The organism is Tardiphaga sp. GW821-FHT12E02 (assembly GCF_058807155.1).
The window spans coordinates 759,605-783,622 of record NZ_JBXAQK010000001.1 but is presented as its reverse complement, the minus strand read 5'-3'; the positions used below and the strand labels follow the sequence as shown (position 1 = coordinate 783,622).

Annotated in this window: 25 protein-coding genes; 11 read left to right on the top strand and 14 right to left on the bottom strand. The window is 61.7% G+C overall.

Annotated features, from left to right (window positions below; genetic code table 11):
- Positions 1-3: 3 nt before the first annotated feature.
- On the bottom strand, positions 4-462 hold the full coding sequence (locus AC1RQ5_RS03745; protein WP_493197128.1) for a MarR family winged helix-turn-helix transcriptional regulator: 459 nt from the start codon (positions 460-462) through the stop codon (positions 4-6).
- A gap of 177 nt (positions 463-639) precedes the next feature.
- Between AC1RQ5_RS03745 and AC1RQ5_RS03740 the strand changes: the two genes are divergently transcribed.
- From AC1RQ5_RS03740 to AC1RQ5_RS03695, 10 genes are all read left to right on the top strand, one after another.
- Positions 640-1,065 (top strand): organic hydroperoxide resistance protein, encoded by a 426-nt coding sequence (locus AC1RQ5_RS03740; protein ID WP_493197127.1) that lies wholly within the window; start codon positions 640-642, stop codon positions 1,063-1,065.
- Positions 1,066-1,370: 305 nt separating this feature from the next.
- Positions 1,371-2,579, top strand: a complete 1,209-nt coding sequence (locus AC1RQ5_RS03735) for a CaiB/BaiF CoA transferase family protein (protein ID WP_493197126.1) — start codon at positions 1,371-1,373, stop codon at positions 2,577-2,579.
- Positions 2,580-2,881: 302 nt separating this feature from the next.
- On the top strand, positions 2,882-4,195 hold the full coding sequence (ugpB, locus tag AC1RQ5_RS03730; protein ID WP_493197125.1) for a sn-glycerol-3-phosphate ABC transporter substrate-binding protein UgpB: 1,314 nt from the start codon (positions 2,882-2,884) through the stop codon (positions 4,193-4,195).
- A 126-nt stretch (positions 4,196-4,321) separates the two neighbouring features.
- Entirely contained in the window at positions 4,322-5,203 is an 882-nt protein-coding gene (ugpA, locus tag AC1RQ5_RS03725) for a sn-glycerol-3-phosphate ABC transporter permease UgpA (protein WP_398475978.1), read from the top strand.
- On the top strand, positions 5,203-6,051 hold the full coding sequence (ugpE, locus tag AC1RQ5_RS03720; protein ID WP_493197124.1) for a sn-glycerol-3-phosphate ABC transporter permease UgpE: 849 nt from the start codon (positions 5,203-5,205) through the stop codon (positions 6,049-6,051). Before ugpA ends, ugpE begins: the two co-directional genes overlap by 1 nt.
- Before the next feature lies 1 nt (position 6,052).
- A complete protein-coding gene (locus AC1RQ5_RS03715) occupies positions 6,053-7,132 on the top strand; it encodes a sn-glycerol-3-phosphate import ATP-binding protein UgpC (protein ID WP_493197123.1) in 1,080 nt (359 codons plus the stop codon).
- A 158-nt stretch (positions 7,133-7,290) separates the two neighbouring features.
- Positions 7,291-7,716, top strand: a complete 426-nt coding sequence (locus AC1RQ5_RS03710) for an Hsp20 family protein (RefSeq protein WP_398475995.1) — start codon at positions 7,291-7,293, stop codon at positions 7,714-7,716.
- 52 nt (positions 7,717-7,768) lie between these two features.
- Complete coding sequence (locus tag AC1RQ5_RS03705) at positions 7,769-8,038, top strand: BQ00720 family protein (protein ID WP_398473396.1); 270 nt, start codon at positions 7,769-7,771, stop codon at positions 8,036-8,038.
- Between the two features lie 360 nt (positions 8,039-8,398).
- Positions 8,399-9,016 (top strand): hypothetical protein, encoded by a 618-nt coding sequence (locus AC1RQ5_RS03700; RefSeq protein WP_493197122.1) that lies wholly within the window; start codon positions 8,399-8,401, stop codon positions 9,014-9,016.
- 32 nt (positions 9,017-9,048) lie between these two features.
- Positions 9,049-9,546, top strand: a complete 498-nt coding sequence (locus AC1RQ5_RS03695) for a hypothetical protein (RefSeq protein WP_398475970.1) — start codon at positions 9,049-9,051, stop codon at positions 9,544-9,546.
- A gap of 129 nt (positions 9,547-9,675) precedes the next feature.
- Here AC1RQ5_RS03695 and ptsN read toward each other — a convergent pair whose 3' ends face one another.
- The 7 genes from ptsN to AC1RQ5_RS03660 all read right to left on the bottom strand — a co-directional run bounded on the left by ptsN (position 9,676) and on the right by AC1RQ5_RS03660 (position 16,154).
- Positions 9,676-10,137 carry a PTS IIA-like nitrogen regulatory protein PtsN gene (gene ptsN / locus AC1RQ5_RS03690; protein WP_398472966.1) on the bottom strand — a complete coding sequence of 154 codons (462 nt, stop codon included), beginning with the start codon at positions 10,135-10,137 and terminating at the stop codon, positions 9,676-9,678.
- Between the two features lie 224 nt (positions 10,138-10,361).
- A complete protein-coding gene (gene hpf, locus AC1RQ5_RS03685; protein ID WP_493197121.1) occupies positions 10,362-10,967 on the bottom strand; it encodes a ribosome hibernation-promoting factor, HPF/YfiA family in 606 nt (201 codons plus the stop codon).
- A 60-nt stretch (positions 10,968-11,027) separates the two neighbouring features.
- A complete protein-coding gene (gene rpoN, locus AC1RQ5_RS03680) occupies positions 11,028-12,707 on the bottom strand; it encodes an RNA polymerase factor sigma-54 (protein ID WP_493197120.1) in 1,680 nt (559 codons plus the stop codon).
- Between the two features lie 105 nt (positions 12,708-12,812).
- The gene (gene lptB, locus AC1RQ5_RS03675) at positions 12,813-13,811 is read right to left on the bottom strand and encodes an LPS export ABC transporter ATP-binding protein (RefSeq protein ID WP_398475964.1); all 999 of its coding nucleotides are present in this window, start codon (positions 13,809-13,811) and stop codon (positions 12,813-12,815) included.
- A 126-nt stretch (positions 13,812-13,937) separates the two neighbouring features.
- Entirely contained in the window at positions 13,938-14,621 is a 684-nt protein-coding gene (locus AC1RQ5_RS03670; RefSeq protein WP_493197119.1) for an LptA/OstA family protein, read from the bottom strand.
- 5 nt (positions 14,622-14,626) lie between these two features.
- Positions 14,627-15,373 carry an LPS export ABC transporter periplasmic protein LptC gene (gene lptC, locus AC1RQ5_RS03665; protein ID WP_398475959.1) on the bottom strand — a complete coding sequence of 249 codons (747 nt, stop codon included), beginning with the start codon at positions 15,371-15,373 and terminating at the stop codon, positions 14,627-14,629.
- Between the two features lie 166 nt (positions 15,374-15,539).
- A complete protein-coding gene (locus AC1RQ5_RS03660; protein WP_398475957.1) occupies positions 15,540-16,154 on the bottom strand; it encodes a ribonuclease D in 615 nt (204 codons plus the stop codon).
- A gap of 115 nt (positions 16,155-16,269) precedes the next feature.
- Between AC1RQ5_RS03660 and AC1RQ5_RS03655 the strand changes: the two genes are divergently transcribed.
- Entirely contained in the window at positions 16,270-17,133 is an 864-nt protein-coding gene (locus AC1RQ5_RS03655; protein WP_493203293.1) for an NYN domain-containing protein, read from the top strand.
- 21 nt (positions 17,134-17,154) lie between these two features.
- On the opposite strand, the gene AC1RQ5_RS03650 is transcribed toward AC1RQ5_RS03655, so the two are convergent.
- The 6 genes from AC1RQ5_RS03650 to AC1RQ5_RS03625 all read right to left on the bottom strand — a co-directional run bounded on the left by AC1RQ5_RS03650 (position 17,155) and on the right by AC1RQ5_RS03625 (position 24,004).
- On the bottom strand, positions 17,155-18,831 hold the full coding sequence (locus AC1RQ5_RS03650) for a thiamine pyrophosphate-binding protein (protein WP_493197118.1): 1,677 nt from the start codon (positions 18,829-18,831) through the stop codon (positions 17,155-17,157).
- 48 nt (positions 18,832-18,879) lie between these two features.
- Positions 18,880-20,382, bottom strand: a complete 1,503-nt coding sequence (locus tag AC1RQ5_RS03645) for a tripartite tricarboxylate transporter permease (RefSeq protein WP_493197117.1) — start codon at positions 20,380-20,382, stop codon at positions 18,880-18,882.
- The gene (locus AC1RQ5_RS03640; RefSeq protein ID WP_398475951.1) at positions 20,379-20,828 is read right to left on the bottom strand and encodes a tripartite tricarboxylate transporter TctB family protein; all 450 of its coding nucleotides are present in this window, start codon (positions 20,826-20,828) and stop codon (positions 20,379-20,381) included. The genes AC1RQ5_RS03645 and AC1RQ5_RS03640 overlap by 4 nt, the downstream gene beginning before the upstream one ends.
- A gap of 73 nt (positions 20,829-20,901) precedes the next feature.
- Complete coding sequence (locus AC1RQ5_RS03635) at positions 20,902-21,867, bottom strand: Bug family tripartite tricarboxylate transporter substrate binding protein (protein ID WP_398475949.1); 966 nt, start codon at positions 21,865-21,867, stop codon at positions 20,902-20,904.
- Positions 21,868-21,927: 60 nt separating this feature from the next.
- Positions 21,928-23,352 carry a UbiD family decarboxylase gene (locus tag AC1RQ5_RS03630; protein ID WP_398475946.1) on the bottom strand — a complete coding sequence of 475 codons (1,425 nt, stop codon included), beginning with the start codon at positions 23,350-23,352 and terminating at the stop codon, positions 21,928-21,930.
- A gap of 115 nt (positions 23,353-23,467) precedes the next feature.
- On the bottom strand, positions 23,468-24,004 hold the full coding sequence (locus tag AC1RQ5_RS03625) for a TIGR02444 family protein (RefSeq protein ID WP_493197116.1): 537 nt from the start codon (positions 24,002-24,004) through the stop codon (positions 23,468-23,470).
- Between the last annotated feature and the right edge of the window lie 14 nt (positions 24,005-24,018).

Below are 24,018 nucleotides of genomic sequence, written 5' to 3'. Positions count from 1 at the left end.
CGCCTACTCCCCCAGCGCCCTGTTCAGCCGATCCCTGAGCGCGACGATCTCGTCTTTCATTGCCACCAGCTCATCAACCGAACAGCCCGTCGCGCCGAGAATGCCCTGCGGCACGGCGCCGGCCTTGTCACGCAGCGCCTTGCCCTGCGCGGTCAGCGTCACGATCACCGTGCGCTCGTCCTCCGCACCACGCGTGCGCTTCACCAGGCCCGCCGCCTCGAGCCGCTTCAGCAACGGTGTCAGCGTGCCCGAATCCAGGAACAACTTTTCGCCGATCTCCTTCACCGGCACCTGATCGCGCTCCCACAGCACCAGCATCGCCAGATACTGCGAATAAGTGAGCCCGAGCTTCTCCAGCAGTGGCTTGTACACGCGGTTGAACGCATGGCCTGCGGAATAGACCGCAAAGCAGATCTGGTTATCGAGCTGCAAGAGGCCCGAAGGGGCCGGTTTCTTCGCCATCATCATCTCCAGACCCCATCTGGTCACGAGCCGACGCCCCAGCCAAGCCCGCTCACGATCTGTTGAGCACAATTCGATCGCGCGCGCTTCTTTTTATATTGCGCACAATCTAATTGCGCTCAATTATGATCGCATCAACAAACGACGCGCAAGCGCCACAGCCCGAAGGAGACCACCATGTCCGTGAATGTCCTCTACAAGACCAGCGCCAAGGCAACCGGCGGCCGTGACGGCCGCTCGACCACCACCGACGGCACGTTCGACGTCAAGCTTGCCACCCCGAAGGAGCTCGGCGGCGCTGGCGGCGAAGGCAACAATCCCGAGCAGCTGTTCGCAGCCGGCTATGCCGCCTGCTTCATCGGCGCCATGAAGTTCGTCAGTTCGCAGGGCGGACCGAAGGTGCCGGCTGACACCGCCGTCACCGCGACCGTCGGTATCGGCCCGCGCTCCGAAGGCGGTTTCGGTCTCGATGTCGAACTGGCGATCTCGCTGCCGGGGGTCGATCGCGCCGAAGCGGAAGCGCTGGTTGAGAAGACGCATCAGGTCTGCCCGTATTCGAATGCCACGCGCGGGAATATCGCGGTGCGCTCGGTGATCGTGTAAGAAGCTGATCTCTAGCCCTCATGGTGAGGAGCGCGCCCTTGCGCGCGTCTCGAACCATGAGCTGGCCGGGCTCGGAGCCTGCAGCCATCCTTCGAGACGCCGCTACGCGGCTCCTCAGGATGAGGGCGGAGCGAGATAGATCGGCCAAAAGGCCCGGCATCTGCCGGGCCTTTTGCGTTCGCCCTGCGCTCATGGCGGCTGCGCGAAGACGCCCATTGCCGCGCGCCGCCAAGCCCGGTAGCTCTGACAGCCTTCACGATGCTCTCCGGCATAATAACAACGACACTAGAGAGAAGGCTGATTGAATGAGCTTACCCGTAGCCCCCGGCGCCATTGCCGGCCTGCGCGTGATCGATCTGTCGCGTGTGCTCGGCGGTCCCTACTGCACGCAGATCCTGGGCGACCACGGCGCTGACATCGTCAAGGTCGAGCCGCCCGCCGGCGACGAGACCCGCGACTGGGGCCCCCCCTTCCATGACGAGGATGCGGCCTATTTCGTCGGCGCCAATCGGAACAAGCGCTCCATCGGCCTCGATCTCGCATCCGAAGGCGGCCGCGCCGTCCTGATGCGCATGCTCGAAGACGCCGATGTGATGATCGAGAACTTCAAGCCCGGCACCCTCGACAAATGGGGCATCGGCAACGATTTCCTGCGCGAAAAATTCCCGCAGCTGATCCATTGCCGCATCTCCGGTTTCGGCGCCGACGGCCCGCATGGCGGCCATCCCGGCTATGACGCCATCATCCAGTCGATGGTCGGCCTGATGGCCTCCACCGGTTCGCAGGACTCTGGCCCGACCCGTATCGGTGTCGCGCTCGTGGATATGTGCACCGGCCTCTATGCCTGCGTCGGCATCCTGATGGCGCTGCAGGAGCGTGCAAAGTCAGGCCTTGGACAGTTCGTGGAAGCGACGTTGTATGAGACCGGCCTTGCCATCATGCACCCGCACACCTCGAACTACTTCTACAATGGCGGCAAGCCACCGGCCCTGACCGGCAACGAGCATCCCAATCTGGTGCCCTATGCCGTGTTCAAGGCGCGCGACGGCAACATCTTCATGGGCGTCGGCAATGACGGCACCTTCCGAAAACTGTGCCGCGAACTCGGCAAGCCGGATCTCGGCACCGATGAACGCTTCGCGCGCAACCGCGACCGCGTGGTGAATCGCGATGCGCTGCGGGCTGAGCTTGAGACGATCCTCGCACAGCACGATTCCGCACCGCTGTGCGAACGCCTGCTTGGCGCCGGCCTTCCCGCCGGCCCGGTGCAGTCGATCGACAAGGCCCTCGCCAATGCGCACACCAAGCATCGCGGCGATGTCATCGAGAAGGACTGGTACAAGGGCGTCGCGTCGCCGGTCCGCTTCGATCGCACCAAAGCGAGCCTTCGCCGCGTGCCGCCGAAGTTTAACGAACACTTCGACGAGATCCTCACCGAGTTCGGTTACTCGGCCGATCAGATCAAGGACCTCGTTGCCAAGGGAACCGTGAGCGGCACAGAGCGCAAGCGCTGACGATCAACATCAACTGTCGCCGCCCGGCTTGACCGGGCGGCCCAGTAAACACTGACGGTTGTGATAAAACCGAAGAGCCGGCGTGTACTGGATCCCCGCCTCCGCGCGCGCAATTGCGCGCTAGGCGGAGACGACAGACTAGGTGCGGGGCAGGCCACAGAGCGCAAACCCTGTTCGACTTTTTTGCGGCTTCCCAACGCCGCCCTTTCCCGCCTAGCATCCGCGCCGTCAAAATGTCGCATGCACGTCATCCGGCGCAGATTTGTTGCGGTAAGACGATGACGGCACCCGGGAGAAACTGAATGAATCGCACTCACATCGCGCTCGCCACCCTGCTCGCCTCCACGCTGGCTTTTGCTGCACCTGCGCAGGCGGTGACCGAGATCCAGTGGTGGCACGCGATGAGTGGCGGCAACAACGACATCGTCAACAAGCTTGCCGCCGACTTCAATGCCTCGCAGAGCGACTACAAGGTGGTGCCGACCTTCAAGGGCGCCTATCCCGACACGATGAATGCCGGCATCGCCGCCTTCCGCGCCGGCACGGCGCCGCATATTTTGCAGGTGTTCGAAGTGGGCACCGCGACCATGATGAGCGCCAAGGGCGCGGTGAAGCCCGTCTATCAACTGATGAAGGATGCGAACGAGCCGTTCGACCCCAACGCCTATCTGCCGGCGATCACCGGTTACTATTCGACCTCGAAGGGCGAGATGCTGTCCTTCCCGTTCAACTCGTCGTCGATGGTGATGTGGGTCAATCTCGATGCGCTGAAGAAAGCTGACATCGCGGAGATTCCGAAGACCTGGCCTGAGGTTTTCGACAGCGCCAAGAAGCTGAAGGCCGCGGGATACACGACCTGCGGCTTCTCCAATGCCTGGGCGACCTGGGCCAATATCGAACAGTTCTCTGCCTGGCATAATGTGCCGATCGGCAGCAAGGCCAACGGGCTCGACGGCTTCGACACCGTGCTGCAATTCAACACGCCGCTGCATGTGAAGCATCTGCAGACGCTGACCGAACTGGTGAAGGACAAGACCTATGACTATTCCGGCCGCGCCAATGGCAGCGAAGCGCGCTTCGGCTCCGGTGAATGTCCGCTGTTCCTGACCTCGTCGGGCTATTACGCGACCGCCAAGAGCACCGCGAAATTCGCCTTCACCTCGGCGCCGATGCCTTACTATCCGGACGCCACGGGCGCACCGCAGAACTCGATCATCGGCGGCGCATCGCTGTGGGTGATGGGCGGCAAGAAGCCGGACGAATATAAAGGCGTGGCGAAATTCTTCGCGTTCCTCTCCGACACCGATCGGCAGGCGAAGCTGCATCAGGAGTCCGGCTATCTGCCGATCACCAAGGCGGCCTATGAAAAGACCAAGGCATCGGGTTTCTATGAGAAGAACCCGACGCTGGAGACACCGCTGAAGGAGCTCACCAACAAGGAGCCGACGGAGAATTCCCGCGGGCTTCGCTTCGGCAACATGGTGCAGCTGCGCGACATCTGGTCGGAAGAAATCGAGGCGGCGCTGGGCGGGCAGAAGACCGCGCAGCAGGCGCTGGATGCGGCGGTGACGCGCGGCAATGCGATGCTGCGGACGTTCGAGAAGACGGTGAAGTAACTCCTCCTGTCGTCGCCCGGCTTGACCGGGTGACCCGGTAAACACTGACATGCGTGTCTGCTGGATCACCCGCTTTCGCGGGTGATGACATAGGAGAATGAGGCGGCTGGGGGCACGACACACCACATGGAAAAAACCGCGATCTTCGGCAACAAGGCGCTCCCCTATGCGCTGCTACTTCCGCAACTCGTCATCACGCTGGTGTTCTTCTACTGGCCGGCGAGCCAGGCGGTGTGGCAATCCTTCCTGCGCGAGGATGCGTTCGGTTTGAACTCTGACTTCGTCGGGCTGGAGAACTATCAGGCACTATTCGCACAGCCCGAATATTACAAGGCGATGGTCACCACGCTGGTGTTCTCGTCGCTGGTGGCGGCGCTGTCGCTCTCCATCGCGCTCCTGTTCGCGACCCAGGCCGACAAGAACATCAAGGCCGCGCCCGTGTTCAAGGTGATGATGATCTGGCCCTATGCGGTCGCCCCGGCCGTCGCCGGTGTGCTGTGGCTGTTCATGTTCCATCCGACGCTCGGCACGCTGGCGCGGCCGATGCGCGTGCTTGGCATGAATTGGAATCCGCTGCTCAACGGCAATCATGCCATGGCGCTGATCGTCATGGCCGCGGTGTGGAAACAGATCGCCTATAATTTCCTGTTCTTCCTCGCCGGCCTGCAATCGATCCCGCGCAGCGTGCTCGAAGCCGGCGCCATCGACGGCGCCGGGCCACTGCGCCGGTTCTGGACCATCACCTTCCCGCTGCTGTCGCCGACCACCTTCTTCCTGCTGGTGGTGAATGTCGTCTACGTCTTCTTCGACACATTCGGCATCATTGATGCCGTCACCGGCGGCGGCCCCGCGGGATCGACCACCACCATGGTCTACAAGGTCTATGCCGATGGCCGGCTCGGCGGCGATCTCGGCGGGTCCGCGGCACAGTCGGTGGTGCTGATGGTGATCGTGATCGCATTGACGGCGATCCAGTTCCGCTATGTCGAACGCAAGGTGCAATACTGATGGTCGAGCACCGCCGCTGGAACGACATTGTCGCCTATCTGATCCTCACGCTCGGCGTGCTGCTGGTGGTCTTCCCCGTCTATGTCGCGCTGATCGCCTCCACTCACGACGCGGCCACCGTGGTCAACGGCAACATGCCGATGACGCCGGGCAGCCACAGCTGGGACAATTACTATCGCGCCATCTTCGTCGGCGGATCGCGCGCCAGCCGCGAGCCGGTGGGCACCATGCTGATCAATTCCTTCATCATGGCGATGGGGATCGCGCTCGGAAAGATTTTCATCTCGATCCTGTCGGCCTATGCCGTGGTGTATTTCCGTTTCCCGTTCCGCAAGACGGCGTTCTGGATCATCTTCATCACGCTGATGCTGCCCGTCGAGGTGCGCATCTATCCGACCTACAAGGTGATCGCCGACCTGAAGATGCTGGACACCTATGGCGGACTGATCCTGCCGCTGATTGCTTCCGCCACCGGCACGCTGCTGTTCCGGCAGTTCTTCATGACGATTCCGGAAGAGCTGCTGGAAGCCTCCCGCATCGATGGCGCCGGCCCCTATCGCTTCTTCAAGGATACGCTGCTGCCGCTGTCGGTGACGACCATGGCGGCGCTGTTCGTGATCCAGTTCATCTATGGCTGGAACCAGTATCTGTGGCCGCTGCTGATCACCACGCAGGATTCGATGCAGACCATCGTCACCGGTATCAAGAAAATGCTGACCACGACGGACGAGCTCGCCGAGTGGCAATTGGCGATGGCCACGGCGATCCTGGCGATGCTGCCGCCGGTGGCGGTGGTGATCTTCATGCAGCGGCTGTTCGTGCGCGGCCTGGTCGAGACGGAGAAATAACATGGCCAGCGTGACCCTGCGCGATATCAGGAAGACCTATCCCGGCGGCTTCGAAGCCATCAAGGGCATCGGCTTCGACATTCCCGACGGCCAGTTCTGCGTGCTGGTCGGACCAAGCGGCTGCGGCAAGTCAACGCTGCTGCGCATGGTGGCGGGGCTGGAGACGGTGACATCCGGCGAGGTCGATATCGGTGGCCGCGTTGTCAACCAGGTGGAGCCGGCGGATCGCGACATCGCCATGGTGTTCCAGAACTACGCGCTCTATCCGCATATGACCGTCTACAACAACATGGCCTATGGGCTGCGCAATCGCGGCATGGCAGCGCCCGAGATCGATACCCGCGTGCGCGAGGCGGCGCAGACGCTTGAACTTGCCACCATGCTCGACCGCAAGCCGCGGCAGCTCTCCGGTGGCCAGCGCCAGCGCGTCGCCATGGGCCGCGCCATCGTGCGGCAGCCAAAAGTGTTTCTGTTCGACGAACCGCTGTCCAATCTCGACGCCAAGCTGCGCGTGGCCATGCGCGTGGAAATTCGAAAACTGCAGCGCAGGCTGAAGACGACCTCGATCTATGTGACGCATGACCAGCTCGAAGCGATGACGCTGGCGGATATCCTCGTCGTCATGAATGGCGGCGTGGTGGAGCAGATCGGCAGCCCGCTCGATATCTACAGCAGGCCGAGAACGACCTTCGTCGCCTCGTTCATTGGCGCGCCACCTATGAACCTGATCAAACTGCGCGACGATGCACTCAGCACCACCGTGGCAGGCACCGGCGCCGGCATTCTTGGCGTCCGCCCCGAAGATCTCGTCCTTGCGGATGCCGCTCCGGAGGGCGGCATTGCGCTGGATCTCACCGTGGAGACCATCGAGCGTGTCGGTGCCGAGACCTATGTTTACGGCTCCCGCGCGGGCCGCGAGGCGGCGGTCAGCAGCACGCCAGGCGAATTGCCCGAAGGGGAAATGATCGTCCGCATCCCTGGACTGGACGCCCCGGCCATCGGCGCCCAAATCCGTGCCGTGGCTCCCCGCGGAAAACTGCACCTGTTCTCGGCCGACGGTCGGACGCGGATCGAAAGCTGATCCATTTCAAGCTGTTGACACTGTTTACCCTGCAATCGGCGGGTGCTTGAACCGGACCGGCCGATCCCCATATCTTTGGCAGACCGGTTGGCACAGTGCTGATCGGCCAGGGGTGCCGTAAGGGCCCCTCAAAGTCGCTTCGAGAGGGCTTTGTACCGATGTCTCGTGTTCCTTCGTTGTCCAGTCCGTTCCTGTTGGGGTTCGACGAGATCGAGCGTGCGCTCGACCGCGTCGTCAAAGGTGCCGACGGCTATCCTCCCTACAATATCGAGCGGTGCGACCGTGAAAACGGCCAGCCGGAAAAGCTGCGGATCACGCTGGCGGTCGCCGGCTTCACCCGTGAGCAGCTCGATGTCACCACCGAGGAAAACCAACTCGTCATCCGCGGCCGCCAGCAGGACGACAAGACCCGGCAATACATCCATCGCGGCATTGCCGCGCGCCACTTCCAGCGCACCTTCGTGCTGGCGGAGGGGATGCTGGTGCTGGGTGCGGATCTGAGGAACGGGTTGTTGTCCGTTGATCTCGCCAGGCCTGAGCCTGAAAGGGTCATTAAGACAATCGCTATCAATGAGCACGAATAATACGGAACTAGTAGCGGACTCGACCGCTTGAATCTTTGTAGGAGTCGAGACGATGACTGAAGTTGAAATTGCTGCCGTGAAGAATCCTTCCATCACCACCGAAGCGCTGGCGCATCTGGGCGAGGGTTTGATCGCTTATGTGAAGCCCGTACGCTCCGAGGACGTGCCTGGCCTGTTTCCGCAGGCGCCAGAGATTGCGCCGGGATTGCAGCTGTTCGCGCTGCACGCCGCCGATGGCACCCCGATCATGCTCACCGATAGCCGCGAGACGGCGATCGCGAATGCATGGAGCCAGGAATTGCAGGCCGTCAGCGTTCACTGACGTCATGCCAAACGCGTGGGATGGGTTGAGCGAAGGCGCGAAGCTGGAGCGATACCCATCATTGCACGCTCCAGGTCTGTGGTGATGGGTATCGCTACGCTCAACCCATCCTACGACCTGGCCGCGTGGGTATGTATTTAACCCACGATCAATCTTCCCGCGGCATCCTTGCTGCACCGAATCGATCCGCCCGCGCCGATCGACATTCATAGAACTGATCCCCCCATCACATTCAATCTGAACATCGGCTGCGATGCCTCCATCGCGGTTGATTGCATCGCCTGTCAGCGCGAAGCGAATGGTGACCACGCATTCACCATGACTTGAGAAAGTCAGGTCATGACGAGATTCGAGGTCACCATGACTGAATCACTGGTTGAATCGCCACAGGCTCACATCGTGAAGATCGAGAGCCTGTTGCATAGCTTCAGTACGACGCATGCCAATGACAATGTCGCGCCACGCAGCCGCCGCTTCGACGGCCGGCCGGTTGTCGCGGCCTGTCTCGCCTTCTTCGTCTTCGCGCCAGGCTGCGCCGCAGCCGCTGCTTTCCTGTTGCGCAGCGACGGCACTGTGCCGCCGCTGGTGACATCAGAGAGTACCCCTGCACTCGCGGCGAAATCCGACCGCCTGCCGCTCGAACAATGGAGCGCAGAAGCAAGCGAACGTCTCGGCGCACAGCAGGATGTCCGCGCCGCCGCTGCGATGATCGCCGAAGATGCAAGATTTCTTCAGCCCATGGTGATCCGCGGCAGCCTCGAAGACGGCACCATCACAGTCATCCCCACAGCAGCCGTCAGCGAAGCCGCATTCAGCGAAGCGCCAGCCGCCACCGAGCCAAGCGCCGCGCCGGCAAAGCCACGCGCCAAGCGACAGGCGCGCCGCGCTCCTCCCATTCGCGTGGCAGAAGCCCCGCCGATACCTGAACCTCCAGAACCAACCTTCTTCGAAAAACTATTCGGGACGCGTTTCAACTAATTCTGCCAACATCCAAACAAGCGAGTATCAAAATGCAAAACACTGCAGCGATGAATTCGGACGTCAAAGCCCTCCTCACTCTCCTGGCCCTCAAGACCGGCACCACCTCGCCGGAGATCCACCACGCGCTGCAGCTGGCTGCTGCGTCACGCGTGATGATGGCAGAAGAACATGCGAATCCCGCGCGCGGCCATGCGGATGCCACCGCCAGCAATGTCGCCAAGCTGCGCCCGAATGCGAATATGCCGGAGACCTCCGCTTCCGTGCGCCGCATGAAGCAGAGCGCGGATGCGATGAATTCCGACATCAAGGCGCTGATCACGCTGATGCTGTTGAAGAACGGCGCCGATGCGAACGAGATCCAGACCGCACTGCGCATGGCCGCCGGATCGCGCGCCGCCGCAGCGGCCGAAGAAGCCGAAGCCCAGCGTTTTGACGCACAGCAGAGCGAAGCGAATCCGGAAATGGTGGCCGAGCTGGCAAGCCTCGCCGGATCGCGCCAGCAGGGCGGTAAGGAATTTGCGGCCTGAGCTGAGCTGTGTGTCTCGACCTGTCGTCACCCGGCTTGACCGGGTGACCCAGTCCACACGGCACGGACAGAGTTTAATGGATCGCCCGGTCAAGCCGGGCGACGACAACAGAAAATAACTCGGCTCTTATCACGCCGCCGTCGCGGGCGGCAGTGCCAGCACCGAATAAATCGCCTGCGCATCGCGCGAGGCGCGGAGCTTCTTGGCGACATCCTGGTCACGCAGCAAACGTGCGATGCGCGCCAATGCCTTCAGGTGATCCGCGCCCGCACCTTCCGGCGCCAGTAGCAGGAAGACGAGATCGACCGGCTGGCCATCCATCGCCTCGAAATCGATCGGACGCTCCAGCCGCGCGAACAGGCCGAACAGTTTGTCCAGCTTCGGCAGCTTGCCATGCGGAATCGCGACACCATAACCGACCGCCGTGGTGCCGAGCTTTTCACGCTGCAGCAGCACTTCGAAGATCGTGCGCTCGTTCTGTCCGGTCAACGCAGAGGCGCGCGCTGCCAGCTCCTGCAGCGCCTGCTTCTTGCTATTAACTTTCAACGCCGGGAGGATCGCCTCGGGCGCTACCAGATCGGTAATTGTCATCGACCGTTCCGAGGAAAATTGACCGTCCGCGGTGTGTTTGGACCAAGACCGGCAGCGTCAAGAAAAACTGTAAGTGGACATCGTTCCCGGTGACGGATCACGCCCCGGCGGCTTCCGCCCAAAGCGTAGTCTAGCACCGGAAACCCCCATGCGAAATCCATCGACCGGTATAACCCGTCAAAGGCGGCGGACCATATGCATGGCCCGCCGGGGCGTCAATGGCGTCAGGACGGTTTAATCACCGGGGGATCGACCCAGCCGACATTCCCGTCGGTCCGGCGATAGACGAGATTCACCCGCCCCGTGCTGCCATGCAGGAATACCACGACAGCGGCACCCGTGAAGTCGAGTTCCTCCACCGCCTGGCTCACCGAGAAGCGCTTCAGTGACTTGGTCGATTCCGCGATGATGACAGGTTCATAACCACTCGATGCTTCGTCGTCGTGATCGGGCGCTTCGATAATGTAGCTCGGCGCATCCAGCGTGGGCGCCGTGAGTTCGGCGAGTTGCTCGGCTTCCGCATGCGCCTTGCGCGCGGAGCGATCCTTCAGCCGGCTCTTGTAACGACGCAGTCGCTTCTCGATTTGCAGCAGCGCCTGGTCGGCGCTCGCATAGGCATCCTGTGCGTTGGATTCGGCTTCGAGCGTCACTCCGGAATCGAGATGCAGAGAACAGTCGGTGCGGAAACCGAAGCCGTCTTTGCTCAGCGTGATGTGCCCGGAATAATTGCCATCGAAATATTTTCGGAGCACTTCATCCGTGCGCTCGGACACACGGCCGCGCAGAGCGTCGCCAACACTGATACTTTTTCCCGAGATGCGAAGGGTCATGCTGATACCTCGATTCGATCCAAGTAGAACCGACAGTATCCCGTTTCCACGGGAGCGCAATCAAGCTGATGCGGTGTCGCGGGACCGGTCGGATGACTTCTCAGAAGATGTCCTGTCGGACGGGGTGGAGGGCGCCTTGAGAGCATTGCCGAGCATGCTTTGCTTGTCACGACGGCGCTGCACCGACGACGGAATCCGCATGGCCTCGCGGTATTTCGCCACGGTACGACGCGCGATATCAATGCCGGTTGCGCGCAAGCGTTCCACGATCGTGTCGTCGGACAGGATGGCTGACGGACTTTCACCATCTATCAATTGCTTGATGTGATGCCGCACCGCTTCGGCCGAATGTGCTTCACCACCGTCGGCGGATGCGATGGACGCGGTAAAGAAGTATTTTAATTCGAAGATGCCGCGATTGGTCGCCATATATTTATTGGCGGTGACGCGAGAAACAGTCGATTCATGCATTTGAATGGCATCGGCAACAGCCTTCAAATTCAGGGGACGCAGATGCGCGACGCCCTGCGTGAAGAAGCCGTCCTGCTGGCGGACGATCTCTGTCGATACCTTGAGAATGGTTCGCGCGCGTTGATCCAGCGCACGAACGAGCCATGTCGCATTCTGCATGCAATCGGAAAAATACGTCTTGTCGTCGCTCTTGCGGATCGTCTTCGACAATTCGGAATAGTAAGTCTGGTTGACCAGCACACGGGGCAAGGTGTCGCTGTTCAGCTCCACATGCCAGCCGCCATCGGGGCCAGGGCGCACATAGACATCAGGCACCACTGTCTGCGCACGCGATACGCCGAACTTCAAACCGGGCTTCGGATCGAGCCTTCGAATTTCGCCAATCATGTCGGTGATGTCGTCGTCATCGACGCCGCAGAGTTTGCGCAGTGACACGACGTCGCGCTTCGCGAGCAGATCGAGATTTTCGATCAAGGCCTGCATCGCCGGATCGTAGCGGTCCTGTTCGCGCAATTGAATCGCGAGACATTCGCTGAGATTGCGCGCGCAGACGCCTGGCGGATCGAAGGTCTGCAGTGTGGTGAGCACGAGTGCGACATCTTCCGCGGATGCACCGAGCTTGTCACCGACGTCGCCGAGATCGGCCGGCAGATAGCCGGCCTCATCGACGAGATCGATCAGGTACTGCCCGATCATGCGCTGCGCCTGCGACGTGAAAGCCACGGCAAGCTGTTCGGCGAGATGATCGCCGAGCGTCACTTCCGCAGCGACGAAGGCTTCGAGATTGTAATCATCATCATTCGACGAACCACCGCCCCATTCGGTATAGGCGGTGGGTGCCGCGTCCTGCGCATTGCGCGCGGCGGCATCAGCGGGCTCTTCGGAAAAAACATTCTCGAGACCGGTGTCGAGGGTCTGCTCGATCTCGCTGCGCGAGCCAAGATCGTTGTTGATCCAGTCGTCGGGCGCCGGCGCGTCGAACCTGCTCTCGCCGCGATCGGCGAAATCGGAACTATCGCCGCCATCCGACCCGGAACCGTAGTCGTCGGAACGCTCATAGTCGGACCGCTCGGGCACTGGCTCGCCGGCCACCGGGGCTTCCGGCCCGTCATTGGCGCGCTCCAGCAGCGGATTGCGCTCGAGTTCATCCTCGACAAAGGTGGAGAGGTCCAGATTCGACAGCTGCAGCAGCTTGATCGCCTGCATCAGCTGCGGCGTCATCACCAGCGACTGGGTCTGCCGAAATTCGAGTCTCTGCGTCAGCGCCATTGCGGCAAAAACCGATCCAAGAAGAACTGGGCCGAAAATTGGTCCGTTTCTTGCTTAGACCTTTACTGACGTGATGTACACGTCTTGACGAAAGGGAATTTTGGGCTAGAGGCGGAATTCTTCGCCAAGGTAAAGACGGCGCACGTCCGGGTCCGCCACGATCTGTTCCGGCGTTCCTTCCGTCAGGATCTCACCAGCATAGACGATATAAGCGCGGTCCGTCAGGCCCAATGTTTCGCGGACATTATGGTCGGTGATGAGCACGCCGATGCCGCGATTGGTGAGATGGCGCACGAGATCCTGAATATCGCCGACAGCGATGGGATCGATGCCGGCGAAAGGTTCGTCCAGCAACATGTAGTTCGGTCGCGTCGCCAAAGCGCGCGCGATTTCGACGCGACGGCGCTCGCCGCCTGACAGCGCGATGGACGGCGATTTGCGCAGCCTGGTGACGTTGAATTCGTCGAGCAGCGCATCGAGTTCGTATTCACGCTTCTTCCGGCTCGGCTCGATCACTTCGAGGACGGCGCGGATGTTCTGTTCCACCGTGAGGCCGCGAAAAATGGACGCTTCCTGCGGCAGATAGCCGATGCCGAGGCGGGCGCGCTGATACATCGGCAGCTTCGTGACATCGTGACCGTCGAGCTCGATGGCGCCGCTGTCGGCTCCGACCAGCCCGGTGATCATGTAGAACACGGTGGTCTTGCCGGCACCGTTCGGTCCGAGCAACCCGACCGCCTCGCCGCGGCGAACATAGATGCTGACGCCGCGCACGACCTGGCGCGAGCCATAGGTCTTCTTCACGCCGTGTACCGCGAGATAGCCGGAACGCGCCTGTTTCGGCTGGGCGACGCCATTGTTGCGCTGACGCGGCGCCTGCGGCGGCGGAACATCGGGGCGGCGGGCCTGCTGGATGGGTGACGATTGGGCCGCTTGCGGCGCAGCCGTGGCGGCGCGCGACATCGGCGGGGCATCGCGCATGGGCTGGCCGACGAGGCCGCCCATATCGTCCTGCAAAGCGGTAATATCGACCGGCTGGCGCGCAAAACCTTGCGGGCCGCGTTTCGGAGCGCGCCGACGGAACATGCCGAGGAGATCAACCATTCGCGCTACGATTTACCTTTAACGATCGTCGAGTGACACCCGACTATCCGACCCAACAATGGCGATAACGGGTTAACGGGCAGGTTTCAACGGCCGCGCGCTATGCGGGCAGGCTCACGACCTGCACTATTTTTTTGCGCCTGGAATGATGGAGGTCGGTCCGCTGCCGGATTGCCCGGAGCCGGCGGAATCAAACACCGCCTGTACCGGACCAGAGGTCGATTCCACACGCGACGTTCCTGTCGTCATGTCGACAATCAGCCGGTCGCCTCGCAGGATATTCTTCCCTTTTGTCAGCACGACCTTGCCAGACCCGCCCTGCATGGTGACGAGATTCGAGCGCGTGTCGAAAATCGCCGCGTCACCGGTCACGACCTGGTCCTTTTGCGTCACGATCACATTGCCGCGCGCTTCCAGCCGACGGATCGATGACGATCCTCCCGGCCCGGGCTCGGCTGCCTTGATCTGGTTCTTGCCAGCGCCCTTTGCAGGCGCCGCCCCGCCCGACTGTTTCGCAGAATCGCTGCCGTCGTAAAACACCACCAGCGACTTCGATTTCATCGTGGTGTCGCCCTGCACGACTTTGACATCGCCGGTGAAGGTCGCTTCCTTCTGCTTGTCGCGCACTTCCAGCGAGGCGGCCTCGATCTGGATCGGCTGATCGCGATTCTGCGAAAAGCCCTGCATGGCATTGGGAACGCCTTGCATCGAGCTTTGCGCAATCGCAGCGCCGGCAACACCAATCGCCAGCACCGACAGACCTGCGCCGATCCACCGACGGGCCGACAAGGAAGATTTCACAACCATCATCACATTCATTTCGTGTGAGCACGCTTGGCGCCATTGGCGCGCGGCTTATCCGGCTCTGCTGGCGCTTTTGCGGCTGGCTCAGGAGCGGGCTCCGCGCCGTTCGGCGTCGGCTGCTCCATCACCAGATTCATCGACACACCGCCTTCGAATCGCACCACTTCACCATTGTCCGTAATCCGCATCCGCTGCCCGAGCAAAGTGCCGTTGAGCAGCTTCACATCCACCGGCTTGTTGGAATCCACCGTTCCCTTGGCGATATCGACAATGGCTTCGGTCAGCCGCGCCTCGTAGCCTGTGGTGGTCTGCAGGAAAATGTCCTTGGTCAGATGCAGCAATTGCGTCTTGGAATTAAACTGCCCGGTGCGCGCATCAAGGCTCAGCGTCGATTTGTCTTCCATCACGACTTTGGCGCGCAGGATGGACAGTTCGAGATTATCGGGGTCGGTGAGGTCCTGGGTCGCCGCCTTGGCCCAGAGCTCATAAGGCCGCCCGTCCGGCGAGAAACCGGCCAGATGCGGCGTCTCCATGGTGATCTTGGTGCCGGACACGACCAGATTGCCGATATCGACCGGCAGTTTGGTAAGGATCCGGAACGGATTGAACACTGAAATGCCGACAATGACCGCCATCGACAGCAGCACGATGGCGGGGACCGCGATGCGCAGCAGGCGCACAAAGCGGCTATGGCGCGCCGCGGCTTTGAACCGCGCCTCCATGGTCACTTCGTAACGATCGACCTGAACTGAACTCACCGCTGCTCCAACGGGCCGGCTTCCATCCGCCGCCCGGCATCCGCGGATATTCTACGCTGAATTGTGCCGTTTTGCAGCCCCACGCACCCAGAACGAGGAGTTTGGCCGAAACACGGCGGCGCGATCGGCCAATGGCCGACCGGTGGCACAGTGCCGCAGGCTGAATTCAGGAATGGGCGAAGATGTCTTCTTCTTCCCAGCCCGACAGATCGAGCTTGGCCCGGCTCGGCAGAAACTCGAAACAGGCCTGCGCCAGTTCGGTCCGCCCTTCCCGCGCCAGCATCACATTCAGCTTTTCGCGCAAAGCATGGAGATGCAGCACATCCGACGCTGCATAGGCCAGCTGCGCATCGCTCAGCGTCTCGCTACCCCAGTCGCTCGACTGCTGCTGCTTCGACAGGTCGACGCCCAGGACTTCGCGCACGAGGTCCTTGAGACCATGGCGATCCGTATAGGTGCGGCACAGGCGCGAGGCGATCTTGGTGCAATAGACCGGCTGCGGCATCACGCCGAGCGCATTATACAGCGCGGCCAGATCGAAGCGGGCGAAATGGAAGATTTTCGTCACGCCGGCATCGCCGAGCAGCTTCTTCAGGTTCGGCGCATCGGTGTGCCCCTGCGGGATCTGCACCACATCGGCACTGCCGTCGCCCGGCGAGAGCTGAACCACGCACAGCCGATCACGATGCGGATTGAGCCCCATGGTCTCGGTGTCGATAGCCACCGAATTGGTGTAGCGGCTCAAATCCGGCAGATCGCCGCGATGCAGGCGGATGGTCATGGTCTCAAAGGCCTCTGTCAGCGCCCACGATTCGAGGGCTTTGGGCGACTTTATCGCGGAAACCTGTCAGACTGAAACCTCATTGATCCGCAAGCGGAACGTGCAGAGGTCGCCTATGAACGTCGCCCAGCAGCGCCTGCCTCGCTTCGCCGTCCTGATCGATGCCGACAACACCTCTCCCCAGATCGCGGCAGGACTATTCGAGGAAATCTCCAAATTCGGGGAAGCCAGCGTTCGCCGCATTTACGGCGACTTCTCGAGCTCGCAGCTCCGCTCCTGGGCCGACATCCTGCAAAAGCACGCCATCGATCCCTATCAGCAGTTCGCCTACACGAAGGGCAAGAACGCATCTGACATCGCGCTCGTCATCGATGCGATGGACCTGCTGCACAGCGAACGCTTCGACGGATTTTGCCTGGTCTCCTCCGACAGCGACTTCACCCGCCTGGCGTCCCGGCTGCGTGAGCAGGGCGCGGATGTCTATGGCTTCGGCACGCGCAAGACACCGGAGAGTTTTCGCCAGGCCTGCCGGCGCTTCATCTATACGGAAAACCTGATGTCCGAGCGGCCGGTGGCCGCAACGGAGCAGCCGCCGGTCGCCGCAGCCTCGAAAAGCCCCACTGCGGCCATTCCCATTCTGGAACGGGTGATTGCCCAGCTCGGCAGCGAAGAAGGCTGGGTCAATCTGGATCGGCTCGGCGAGCAGCTGCCCAATTTCGTCTCGGACTTCGATACGCGCACCTATGGTTTCAGGAAACTGAGCGATCTCGTGCGCAAGGCCGAAACATTCGAGGTCGAGAAGACCGATGCTGGTCGGCTGCGGGTTCGGGTCAGACCGACGGCCACGCAGTCCAAGCCGTCTGCCTCGACTGCGACCGCCCCGGACCTGGAAGTGCAAAAAACAAAGCGCCGAAAGAAGACGTCGAAACGGAGCGCAAAAGCCGGCGACACAAACGGGGATGTCGCCAGCAAGAAGTGACGCCGTCCCAACGGCCCGACCTTACATGCGCCGGTCCGGCGTCAGCTGGTTGCGATTGACGCGCAATTCGATGATGGCCGGGCCCTTCGCCGCCACCGCACGCGCAAATGCCGCGGGAAACTCCTGATGCGCATCGATGACCTCGCCATGGGCGCCGTAGGACCGCGCCAGAGCGGCGAAATCAGGATTGAGCAGATCCGTGCCACTGGGCCGATTCGGGAAGTGCAATTCCTGATGCATCCGGATCGAACCATACATCGTGTTGTTCACGATGATGATGACGATCGGCAACTGCTGCTGCACCAGCGTGGCAAAATCCTGCGAGGCCATCATGAAACAGCCGTCGCCGGCGAGACAAACCACCCGCCGCTCGGGATAGCGCAGCTGCGCCGCGACCGCGGCTGGCAGGCCATAGCCCATCGTGCCGGATTTCGGCGCGATCTGCGTCCCCAGCTTGCGGTAGCGATAGTAGCGGTGCAGCCAGATCGTGTAGTTGCCGGCGCCATTGGTGACGATCGCGTCATCCGGCAGCTCCGTATTCAGATGATCGATGACCGTTGCCATGTCGAAGGGTGGCGCATCGGTGCGCGGCGCCTGGTAATCAACATAGGCCTGGCGCGATTCCGCGCGCCAGTCCGCCCAGGCCTTGCTGTCGAGCGGTGCAAGTTTCGCCAGCGCCTCGGCGAAACGCGCTGAATTGGCGGGAATTCCGAGGGTCGGGACATAGACGCGGCCAAGCTCTTCCGAACCCGGAAAGACGTGGATCAGCACCTGCTGCGGCGTCGGGACATCGAACAGCGTGTAGTGATTGGTGGTGACGTCGCCGAGCCGGTCGCCGATCACCAGCAACAGATCCGCAGTCTTCACCCGCGCCATCAGAGGCCGGCTGCAGCCAAGGCTGATATCGCCGATATATTGATTGCTGCGATTGTCGAGCACATCCTGCGAGCGGAATCCGGCAACGACCGGCAGATCATTGCGCTCGACGAAAGTCCGGAACTGATCGGCGGCCCCCGGTGTCCAGCCGCAATTGCCGACGATCACTAGCGGGCGCTGCGCTTTCTGCAGCAAGGCGTGAATGTCGGCAATCTGCGCGTCCGACGGCGCGGCCTGAATGACCGTGGCGGGGGCAGCGTCGGCGACTTCACTGACGGAGCTCAGAACGTCCTCCGGAATCGACAGCACGACCGGGCCCGGCCGCCCCTGCATGGCCACATGAAAGGCGCGGCTCACCAGCTCCGGGATGCGATCGACTGAATCGATTTCGACCACCCATTTGGTCATGTCGTCGAAGGTGCGGACGTAATTCATTTCCTGAAACGCCTCGCGGCCAAGATGGCTGCGTGGCACCTGGCCAATGATCAGGATCATCGGCGTCGAATCCTGCCAGGCCGTGTGCAGGCCGAGTGCCGCCTGCATGGCGCCGGGACCGCGGCTGACGACACAGATGCCCGGCCTGCCGGACAGCTTGCCATCGGCTTCGGCCATGTGAGAGGCCGTGGTTTCGTGCCGGCAAACGATGAAGCGGATACCGGCATCCGGCTCGTAAAGCGCGTCGAAGATCGGCAACGCGCTCTCGCCGGGGACACCGAACATCCGGTCGGCGCCGTTGCGGCGCAGGGCGGCGACGAGAATCTGACCACCATTACGTTCGCCCGCTTTGGCGGCGACCGACCGGACCGACTCGTGCTTGTTCATGGGATATCTCGTCCTGATTTCATCCGCGCGATCGCCAAATCGCCGGCATCACTCCTGGAACACTTCCTGTCGCCGCTTGCTGATCGACGGCATCACAATCGAGATCAGCAAGGCCGCGGACAGCAACAGCAGCACAAGGCTGATCGGCCGCTGCAGGAACACCATCGGATCGCCATGCGACGTGATCAGGCTGCGGCGGAAATTCTCCTCCACCATCGGACCGAGCACGAAGCCCATCAGCAGCGGCGCCGGCTCGGCATCGAGCTTGCGCAGGATGTAGCCGAGGGCCGTGAAGCCGACGGTCATGTAGATGTCGAAACTCGAATTGTTGACCGAATAGACGCCGATCGCACAGACCACCACAATGACCAGATAGAGGATGCGGTAAGGCACATTGAGCAGGCGAACCCACAGGCCGATCATCGGGAGATTGATGATCACCAGCATCGCATTGCCGATGAACATGCTGGCGATGAGGCCCCAGAACAGGTCGGGCTGACGCGAGATGATGGTGGGTCCGGGCGCAATGCCGTGCAAGGTTAATGCACCGACCAGCAAAGCCATGGTGGCGCTGGTCGGAATACCCATCGTGAGCAGCGGCACGAAGGATGTCTGTGCAGCGGCATTGTTGGCTGATTCAGGCCCGGCCACGCCTTCGATGGCACCATTACCGAACCGTTCCGGGGTTTTCGACACGCGCTTCTCGAGCGCATAGGACGAGAACGATGCGATGGTGGCGCCGCCGCCGGGAAGAATGCCGAACAGCGTGCCCAGCAGGGTCCCGCGCGTCACCGCACCCCAGGCGCCGCGCAGCACCTTGAGCGACGGCCAGATGCTGTTGATCTTCGAATGATTGACGATGCGGGTGAACTTGTTCTCGAGATTCGAGATCACCTCGGCAACACCGAACAGGCCCATCACCAGCGCGACGAAATTGATGCCGTCCGACAACTCGATGAGGCCGAAGGTCATGCGCGCTTCGCCGGTATTGATGTCCATGCCGACCATGCCGAGCAGCAGGCCGAGAAAGATCATCGCCACCGCGCGGAATGGCGAGCTATTGGCCAGCACCACCGCCGAAACGAGACCGAGCACCATCAGCGAAAAGTAATCCGGCGACGCGAATTTCTGCGTCATCAATGCCAGTGGCGGTCCGAGCAGCGCGATCACCACGGTGCCGAAGCAACCGGCGATAAATGAACCGATGGCGGCAATCGCCAGCGCCTCACCGGCGCGGCCCTGCTGCGCCATCTTGTAACCGTCGATGGCCGTGACGACCGAGGTGGATTCACCCGGGATGTTCACCAGGATAGCGGTGGTGGAGCCGCCATACTGGGCGCCGTAATAGATGCCGGCGAGCATGATGATGGCACCGACCGGATCGAGCGCGTAGGTGGCCGGCAATAGCAGTGAGATCGTCGCCACCGGACCAAGCCCCGGCAACACCCCGATCAGCGTGCCGCATATCGCGCCCAGCAGGCAGAACACCAGATTCAGCGGGGTCGCGGCGACGGAGAAACCGTGACCGAGCGCAGCAAAGACATCGATCATGGCAGCACATTCACCGGAATCTTGAGGAGCCAGACAAAGATGATCGACGACGCGATGGCCAGCACCACGCCGGTGATGACGCTGGCCGGCCAGGTCGTCTCACGCGATGCGAAATGCGCGAGGCCGACCTGCGCGAGAATCGCGATGATGAGGCCGGCACGCTCGACCAGAAGGCCGAATGCGGCAAAGGACAGCAGGATGAAAAACAGCGGGCGCAGATGGATCGCGCCGACGGGAACACCGGCGGTGGTCAGGCCCTTCACCACCATCACGAGGCCCATGCCCAGCAGGATCAGCGCCAGACCGAGCGGGAAATAGCCCGGTCCCATATCGAGCACGGTGCCGATGGTCAGCGTGCGGATATAGAGAAGGGCGATCGTGGCAACGACGACGAGGAGCAAGCCGGTGTAGAAGTCCGAATTGCCACGTTGTGCGAGGGATTTCATGGCGCGCTCCCGTGCCGACGATTGAAATGATGGGCGACGACACAGCAGTGGTCGCCGCCCATCCGGCTTGCTGTCAGGTCTTCTTGTCGGAGATTTCCTTCAGCAGCGTGCGCCACTGCTCGACTTCCTTGCCGATCTGCGCGGTGTATTCCTCCGGCGTGGTGAACACCGTCGATGCACCGGCGACCGCCATGTTCTTCTTCACGTCCGGATCGGCCGCCATCTTCTTGAGGGCCGCCGAAACCTTGGCGATGACTGCGTCCGGCGTCGATGCCGGCGCCATGATGCCATTCCACGATTCCACGGCGTAACCGGGCGAGACGGTTTCGGCGACCGTCGCCACCTTCGGCAGGAACTCGCTGCGGGTCGCCGAAGTCACGGCCAGTGCACGCACCGTATTGGCTTCGATCTGCGGCAGCGCATCGGTCATGTTGGTGAAGGACAGATTGACCTCACCCGAAACCACGGCGGCCGTGGCAGGCGATCCGCCCTTGAACGGCACATGGGTCATCTTGGTGCCGACGCGGGCATCGAACAGGGCCACCGAGAAATACATCAGGCCGCCGGCGCCGCTGGAGCCATAGGTCAGCTTGCCCGGATTGGCCTTCGCATATTTGACCAGGTCTTCCATCGAATTGATCGGCAGCGACGGATTCACGATCACCGTCTGCGGGATGGTGCTGACCACGCTGATCGGCTTGAAGCTCTTGATCGGATCATAGGACGTGGTCTGCGCGACGGGCGCGATGGAAATTGCGCCCACGCTGCAGACGCACAGCGTGTAGCCGTCGCCAGGCGACTTCGACACCAGATCAGAGCCGACAATGCCGCCGCCACCGGGCCGGTTCTCGACGATCACGGTCTGGCTGAGTTCTTTCTCGAGGAAACGCGCCGTAATGCGGCCGACCGCATCGGTATAACCACCAGGCGCATAGGGCACCACGAGCTTGATCGGCTTGCTCGGCCACTCCTGCGCGGACGCAACCGTGGCAGTCAGTCCAGTGCCCACCAAAAGGGCCGCTACGAGAAATCGCTTCATCGGTGTTTCCTGCTGATTGAGAAAGTAACGCGAAGGCTTCGAATGTTTTGATGTCAAAGACTATGCAATGTTCGTTCCCACTAGACCGAGCGCCAGCGTTGCCTTGTCTTCACCCGTGGTGAAATGGCTGAGCTCGATATCGGTCTTGGCGAATTCGACGCGACGGAACGTGGCCTGATCCTCGAACGGCACCGTGGCGTCGATGCCGAGCTTGGTGCGGATGCCTTCCTTGCTGACGCGGACGTATTCATGGCCGCGCGCGCCGGGAATCAGGATGAGATCGCTCGACGCTTCCATGCGCGTGGCGACCGCATATTCGACATCGACGGGATCGCGGATATCGATGTCATGATCGACCACCGTGATGAGGTCGAGATCCTTCAACGCACCGAAGGCGGCGAGAATGGCATTGCGCTGCAAACCATTATGCTGGCGACTCTGCTTCTTGACCTGGATGATCGCATGGAAGCGATGCAGGCCACCTGAAGTCATCTCCACATCAGTGACGATCGGGATCGCCGACTGCAACACCTTGAGCAAGCTCGCTTCGAGCACATATTTGCGCAAGATGATGGTCTCGCGACCGAAGCCGTTGATGACGTGATAGATCGGGCGCAGGCGATGGGTGACGGCCGTGATCTTCAGCACCGGCGCATCGGCGGCGGGCGCAGCGAAGCCGACGAATTCGCCGAACGGCCCTTCCGGCGCGACATCATCGACGGAGATCTCGCCTTCCAGCACGAATTCACATTCGGCCGGAACGATCATGTCCTGCGAAACAGCCTTCGTCACCGTCAACGGCTTGCCGGCGAGACCACCCGCAACGGCGAGTTCATCCGCGTGCTCCGGCATCTGCGAGCCCATGGTGGCTGCCGTGAAGTGCAGCGCGAGATCGGTGCCGATGCACACCGCCACCGGCAGCGCCTTGCCGCGCGCCTTGGCGCGGTCGAAAGCGAGACGGAGATGACGACCGAAATCGAGCTTGATGGCGACGCGATCAGGTCCCAGCAGCTGCAGCCGGTGATAGGAGGCATTATAGATGCCGGTTTCAGGATCTTTCACCACCACGATGCCGGACGTGATGTAGCGACCCGCGTCCCCCGGCGCATGAAACAGCGCCGGCAGCAGCTTGGCGATGTCGAAGCCGGTCTTCAACACGACCTCTTGCGACGGCGCGTTGCTGATGACTTCGGGCGGGAGCGGGCCGCCCATCGCGCGCTGCACCAGACCACGGATGCCATTGAAATCGAGGCCGAATGCCGCCTCGCAGTTTTCCTTCGAGCTGAGCAGATTTCCGATCAGCGGAACGTCGTAACCTTTGACCGATGGAAACAGCAGCGTCTGCTTGCCGTCATGCTTCTTCAGCACCGCCGCGATCTCGAGATGGGGATCGGCCGTCTTCTCGAAAGTCAGAATGCGATCGTTCTTGGCGAGACGCGCGAGCGCCGAGCGAAAGCGGGTGTCGAGAATCTGCGGCTGCGTCATTTTGTTCTTGTCTCGCGTGATCACGTAATTGCGAACAACGATAGCTAAGCAACAAAGGTAGTCAAGCTCGCTCGGTAGGCACCTCTGACTAATTTGTCAGCGTGCGCTGCATCATTTACTGGGATTTATCAGCAGCTGAGAGAATTGTATCAATGGCAGATTGCATCGTCGCAACACGATGCGCATCCGCGTCACCGAGGAAATGCCGCACGACAGAACGCATCACGTCGCCGACCTCGTCGCGTGTTGCAGAGCGATCCAGCGCTGTCTTGCGCTGCAACCAGCCTGCCAGCAGATCGTTTTCGAGACGCTCAGCCGCAAGCTCGCTCGCCTTGATCTGCGACCGCAACTGTTCTGTTTCGTCGGACGGCGCCGGCATCGGGCCGGATTTCAGCGTCGTGCGCAGTGCACGCAGCGGACGGATGATCTGCTCGCGCCAGGCGCGACAGGCCGTGTCCATATCTTCGATGTCGGATTGACTGAGGCAGATGCGTCGCTCGACCGCGGCAAAACTGGCCACGAGCAGCAACATCACATCGACACCGGCATCGGCCTGCAGTTTCAGGCACGCGTCCGAAACGCCGGGCCTGGCGTAAAGCCGGAGGGCGAAAGCCCAGCTTTCGGCAGCGATCGTTCGATTATCGCCCGTCATCGGCCAGATACCGC

What these genes read in the sequence shown, in the direction of transcription:
- AC1RQ5_RS03745 (WP_493197128.1), bottom strand. Translation starts at nt 462, where the DNA reads ATGGCGAAGAAACCGGCCCCTTCGGGCCTCTTGCAGCTCGATAACCAG.
- AC1RQ5_RS03740 (WP_493197127.1), top strand. Translation starts at nt 640, where the DNA reads ATGTCCGTGAATGTCCTCTACAAGACCAGCGCCAAGGCAACCGGCGGC.
- AC1RQ5_RS03735 (WP_493197126.1), top strand. Translation starts at nt 1,371, where the DNA reads ATGAGCTTACCCGTAGCCCCCGGCGCCATTGCCGGCCTGCGCGTGATC.
- ugpB (WP_493197125.1), top strand. Translation starts at nt 2,882, where the DNA reads ATGAATCGCACTCACATCGCGCTCGCCACCCTGCTCGCCTCCACGCTG.
- ugpA (WP_398475978.1), top strand. Translation starts at nt 4,322, where the DNA reads ATGGAAAAAACCGCGATCTTCGGCAACAAGGCGCTCCCCTATGCGCTG.
- ugpE (WP_493197124.1), top strand. Translation starts at nt 5,203, where the DNA reads ATGGTCGAGCACCGCCGCTGGAACGACATTGTCGCCTATCTGATCCTC.
- AC1RQ5_RS03715 (WP_493197123.1), top strand. Translation starts at nt 6,053, where the DNA reads ATGGCCAGCGTGACCCTGCGCGATATCAGGAAGACCTATCCCGGCGGC.
- AC1RQ5_RS03710 (WP_398475995.1), top strand. Translation starts at nt 7,291, where the DNA reads ATGTCTCGTGTTCCTTCGTTGTCCAGTCCGTTCCTGTTGGGGTTCGAC.
- AC1RQ5_RS03705 (WP_398473396.1), top strand. Translation starts at nt 7,769, where the DNA reads ATGACTGAAGTTGAAATTGCTGCCGTGAAGAATCCTTCCATCACCACC.
- AC1RQ5_RS03700 (WP_493197122.1), top strand. Translation starts at nt 8,399, where the DNA reads ATGACTGAATCACTGGTTGAATCGCCACAGGCTCACATCGTGAAGATC.
- AC1RQ5_RS03695 (WP_398475970.1), top strand. Translation starts at nt 9,049, where the DNA reads ATGCAAAACACTGCAGCGATGAATTCGGACGTCAAAGCCCTCCTCACT.
- ptsN (WP_398472966.1), bottom strand. Translation starts at nt 10,137, where the DNA reads ATGACAATTACCGATCTGGTAGCGCCCGAGGCGATCCTCCCGGCGTTG.
- hpf (WP_493197121.1), bottom strand. Translation starts at nt 10,967, where the DNA reads ATGACCCTTCGCATCTCGGGAAAAAGTATCAGTGTTGGCGACGCTCTG.
- rpoN (WP_493197120.1), bottom strand. Translation starts at nt 12,707, where the DNA reads ATGGCGCTGACGCAGAGACTCGAATTTCGGCAGACCCAGTCGCTGGTG.
- lptB (WP_398475964.1), bottom strand. Translation starts at nt 13,811, where the DNA reads ATGGTTGATCTCCTCGGCATGTTCCGTCGGCGCGCTCCGAAACGCGGC.
- AC1RQ5_RS03670 (WP_493197119.1), bottom strand. Translation starts at nt 14,621, where the DNA reads ATGATGGTTGTGAAATCTTCCTTGTCGGCCCGTCGGTGGATCGGCGCA.
- AC1RQ5_RS03660 (WP_398475957.1), bottom strand. Translation starts at nt 16,154, where the DNA reads ATGACCATCCGCCTGCATCGCGGCGATCTGCCGGATTTGAGCCGCTAC.
- AC1RQ5_RS03655 (WP_493203293.1), top strand. Translation starts at nt 16,270, where the DNA reads ATGAACGTCGCCCAGCAGCGCCTGCCTCGCTTCGCCGTCCTGATCGAT.
- AC1RQ5_RS03650 (WP_493197118.1), bottom strand. Translation starts at nt 18,831, where the DNA reads ATGAACAAGCACGAGTCGGTCCGGTCGGTCGCCGCCAAAGCGGGCGAA.
- AC1RQ5_RS03645 (WP_493197117.1), bottom strand. Translation starts at nt 20,382, where the DNA reads ATGATCGATGTCTTTGCTGCGCTCGGTCACGGTTTCTCCGTCGCCGCG.
- AC1RQ5_RS03640 (WP_398475951.1), bottom strand. Translation starts at nt 20,828, where the DNA reads ATGAAATCCCTCGCACAACGTGGCAATTCGGACTTCTACACCGGCTTG.
- AC1RQ5_RS03635 (WP_398475949.1), bottom strand. Translation starts at nt 21,867, where the DNA reads ATGAAGCGATTTCTCGTAGCGGCCCTTTTGGTGGGCACTGGACTGACT.
- AC1RQ5_RS03630 (WP_398475946.1), bottom strand. Translation starts at nt 23,352, where the DNA reads ATGACGCAGCCGCAGATTCTCGACACCCGCTTTCGCTCGGCGCTCGCG.
- AC1RQ5_RS03625 (WP_493197116.1), bottom strand. Translation starts at nt 24,004, where the DNA reads ATGACGGGCGATAATCGAACGATCGCTGCCGAAAGCTGGGCTTTCGCC.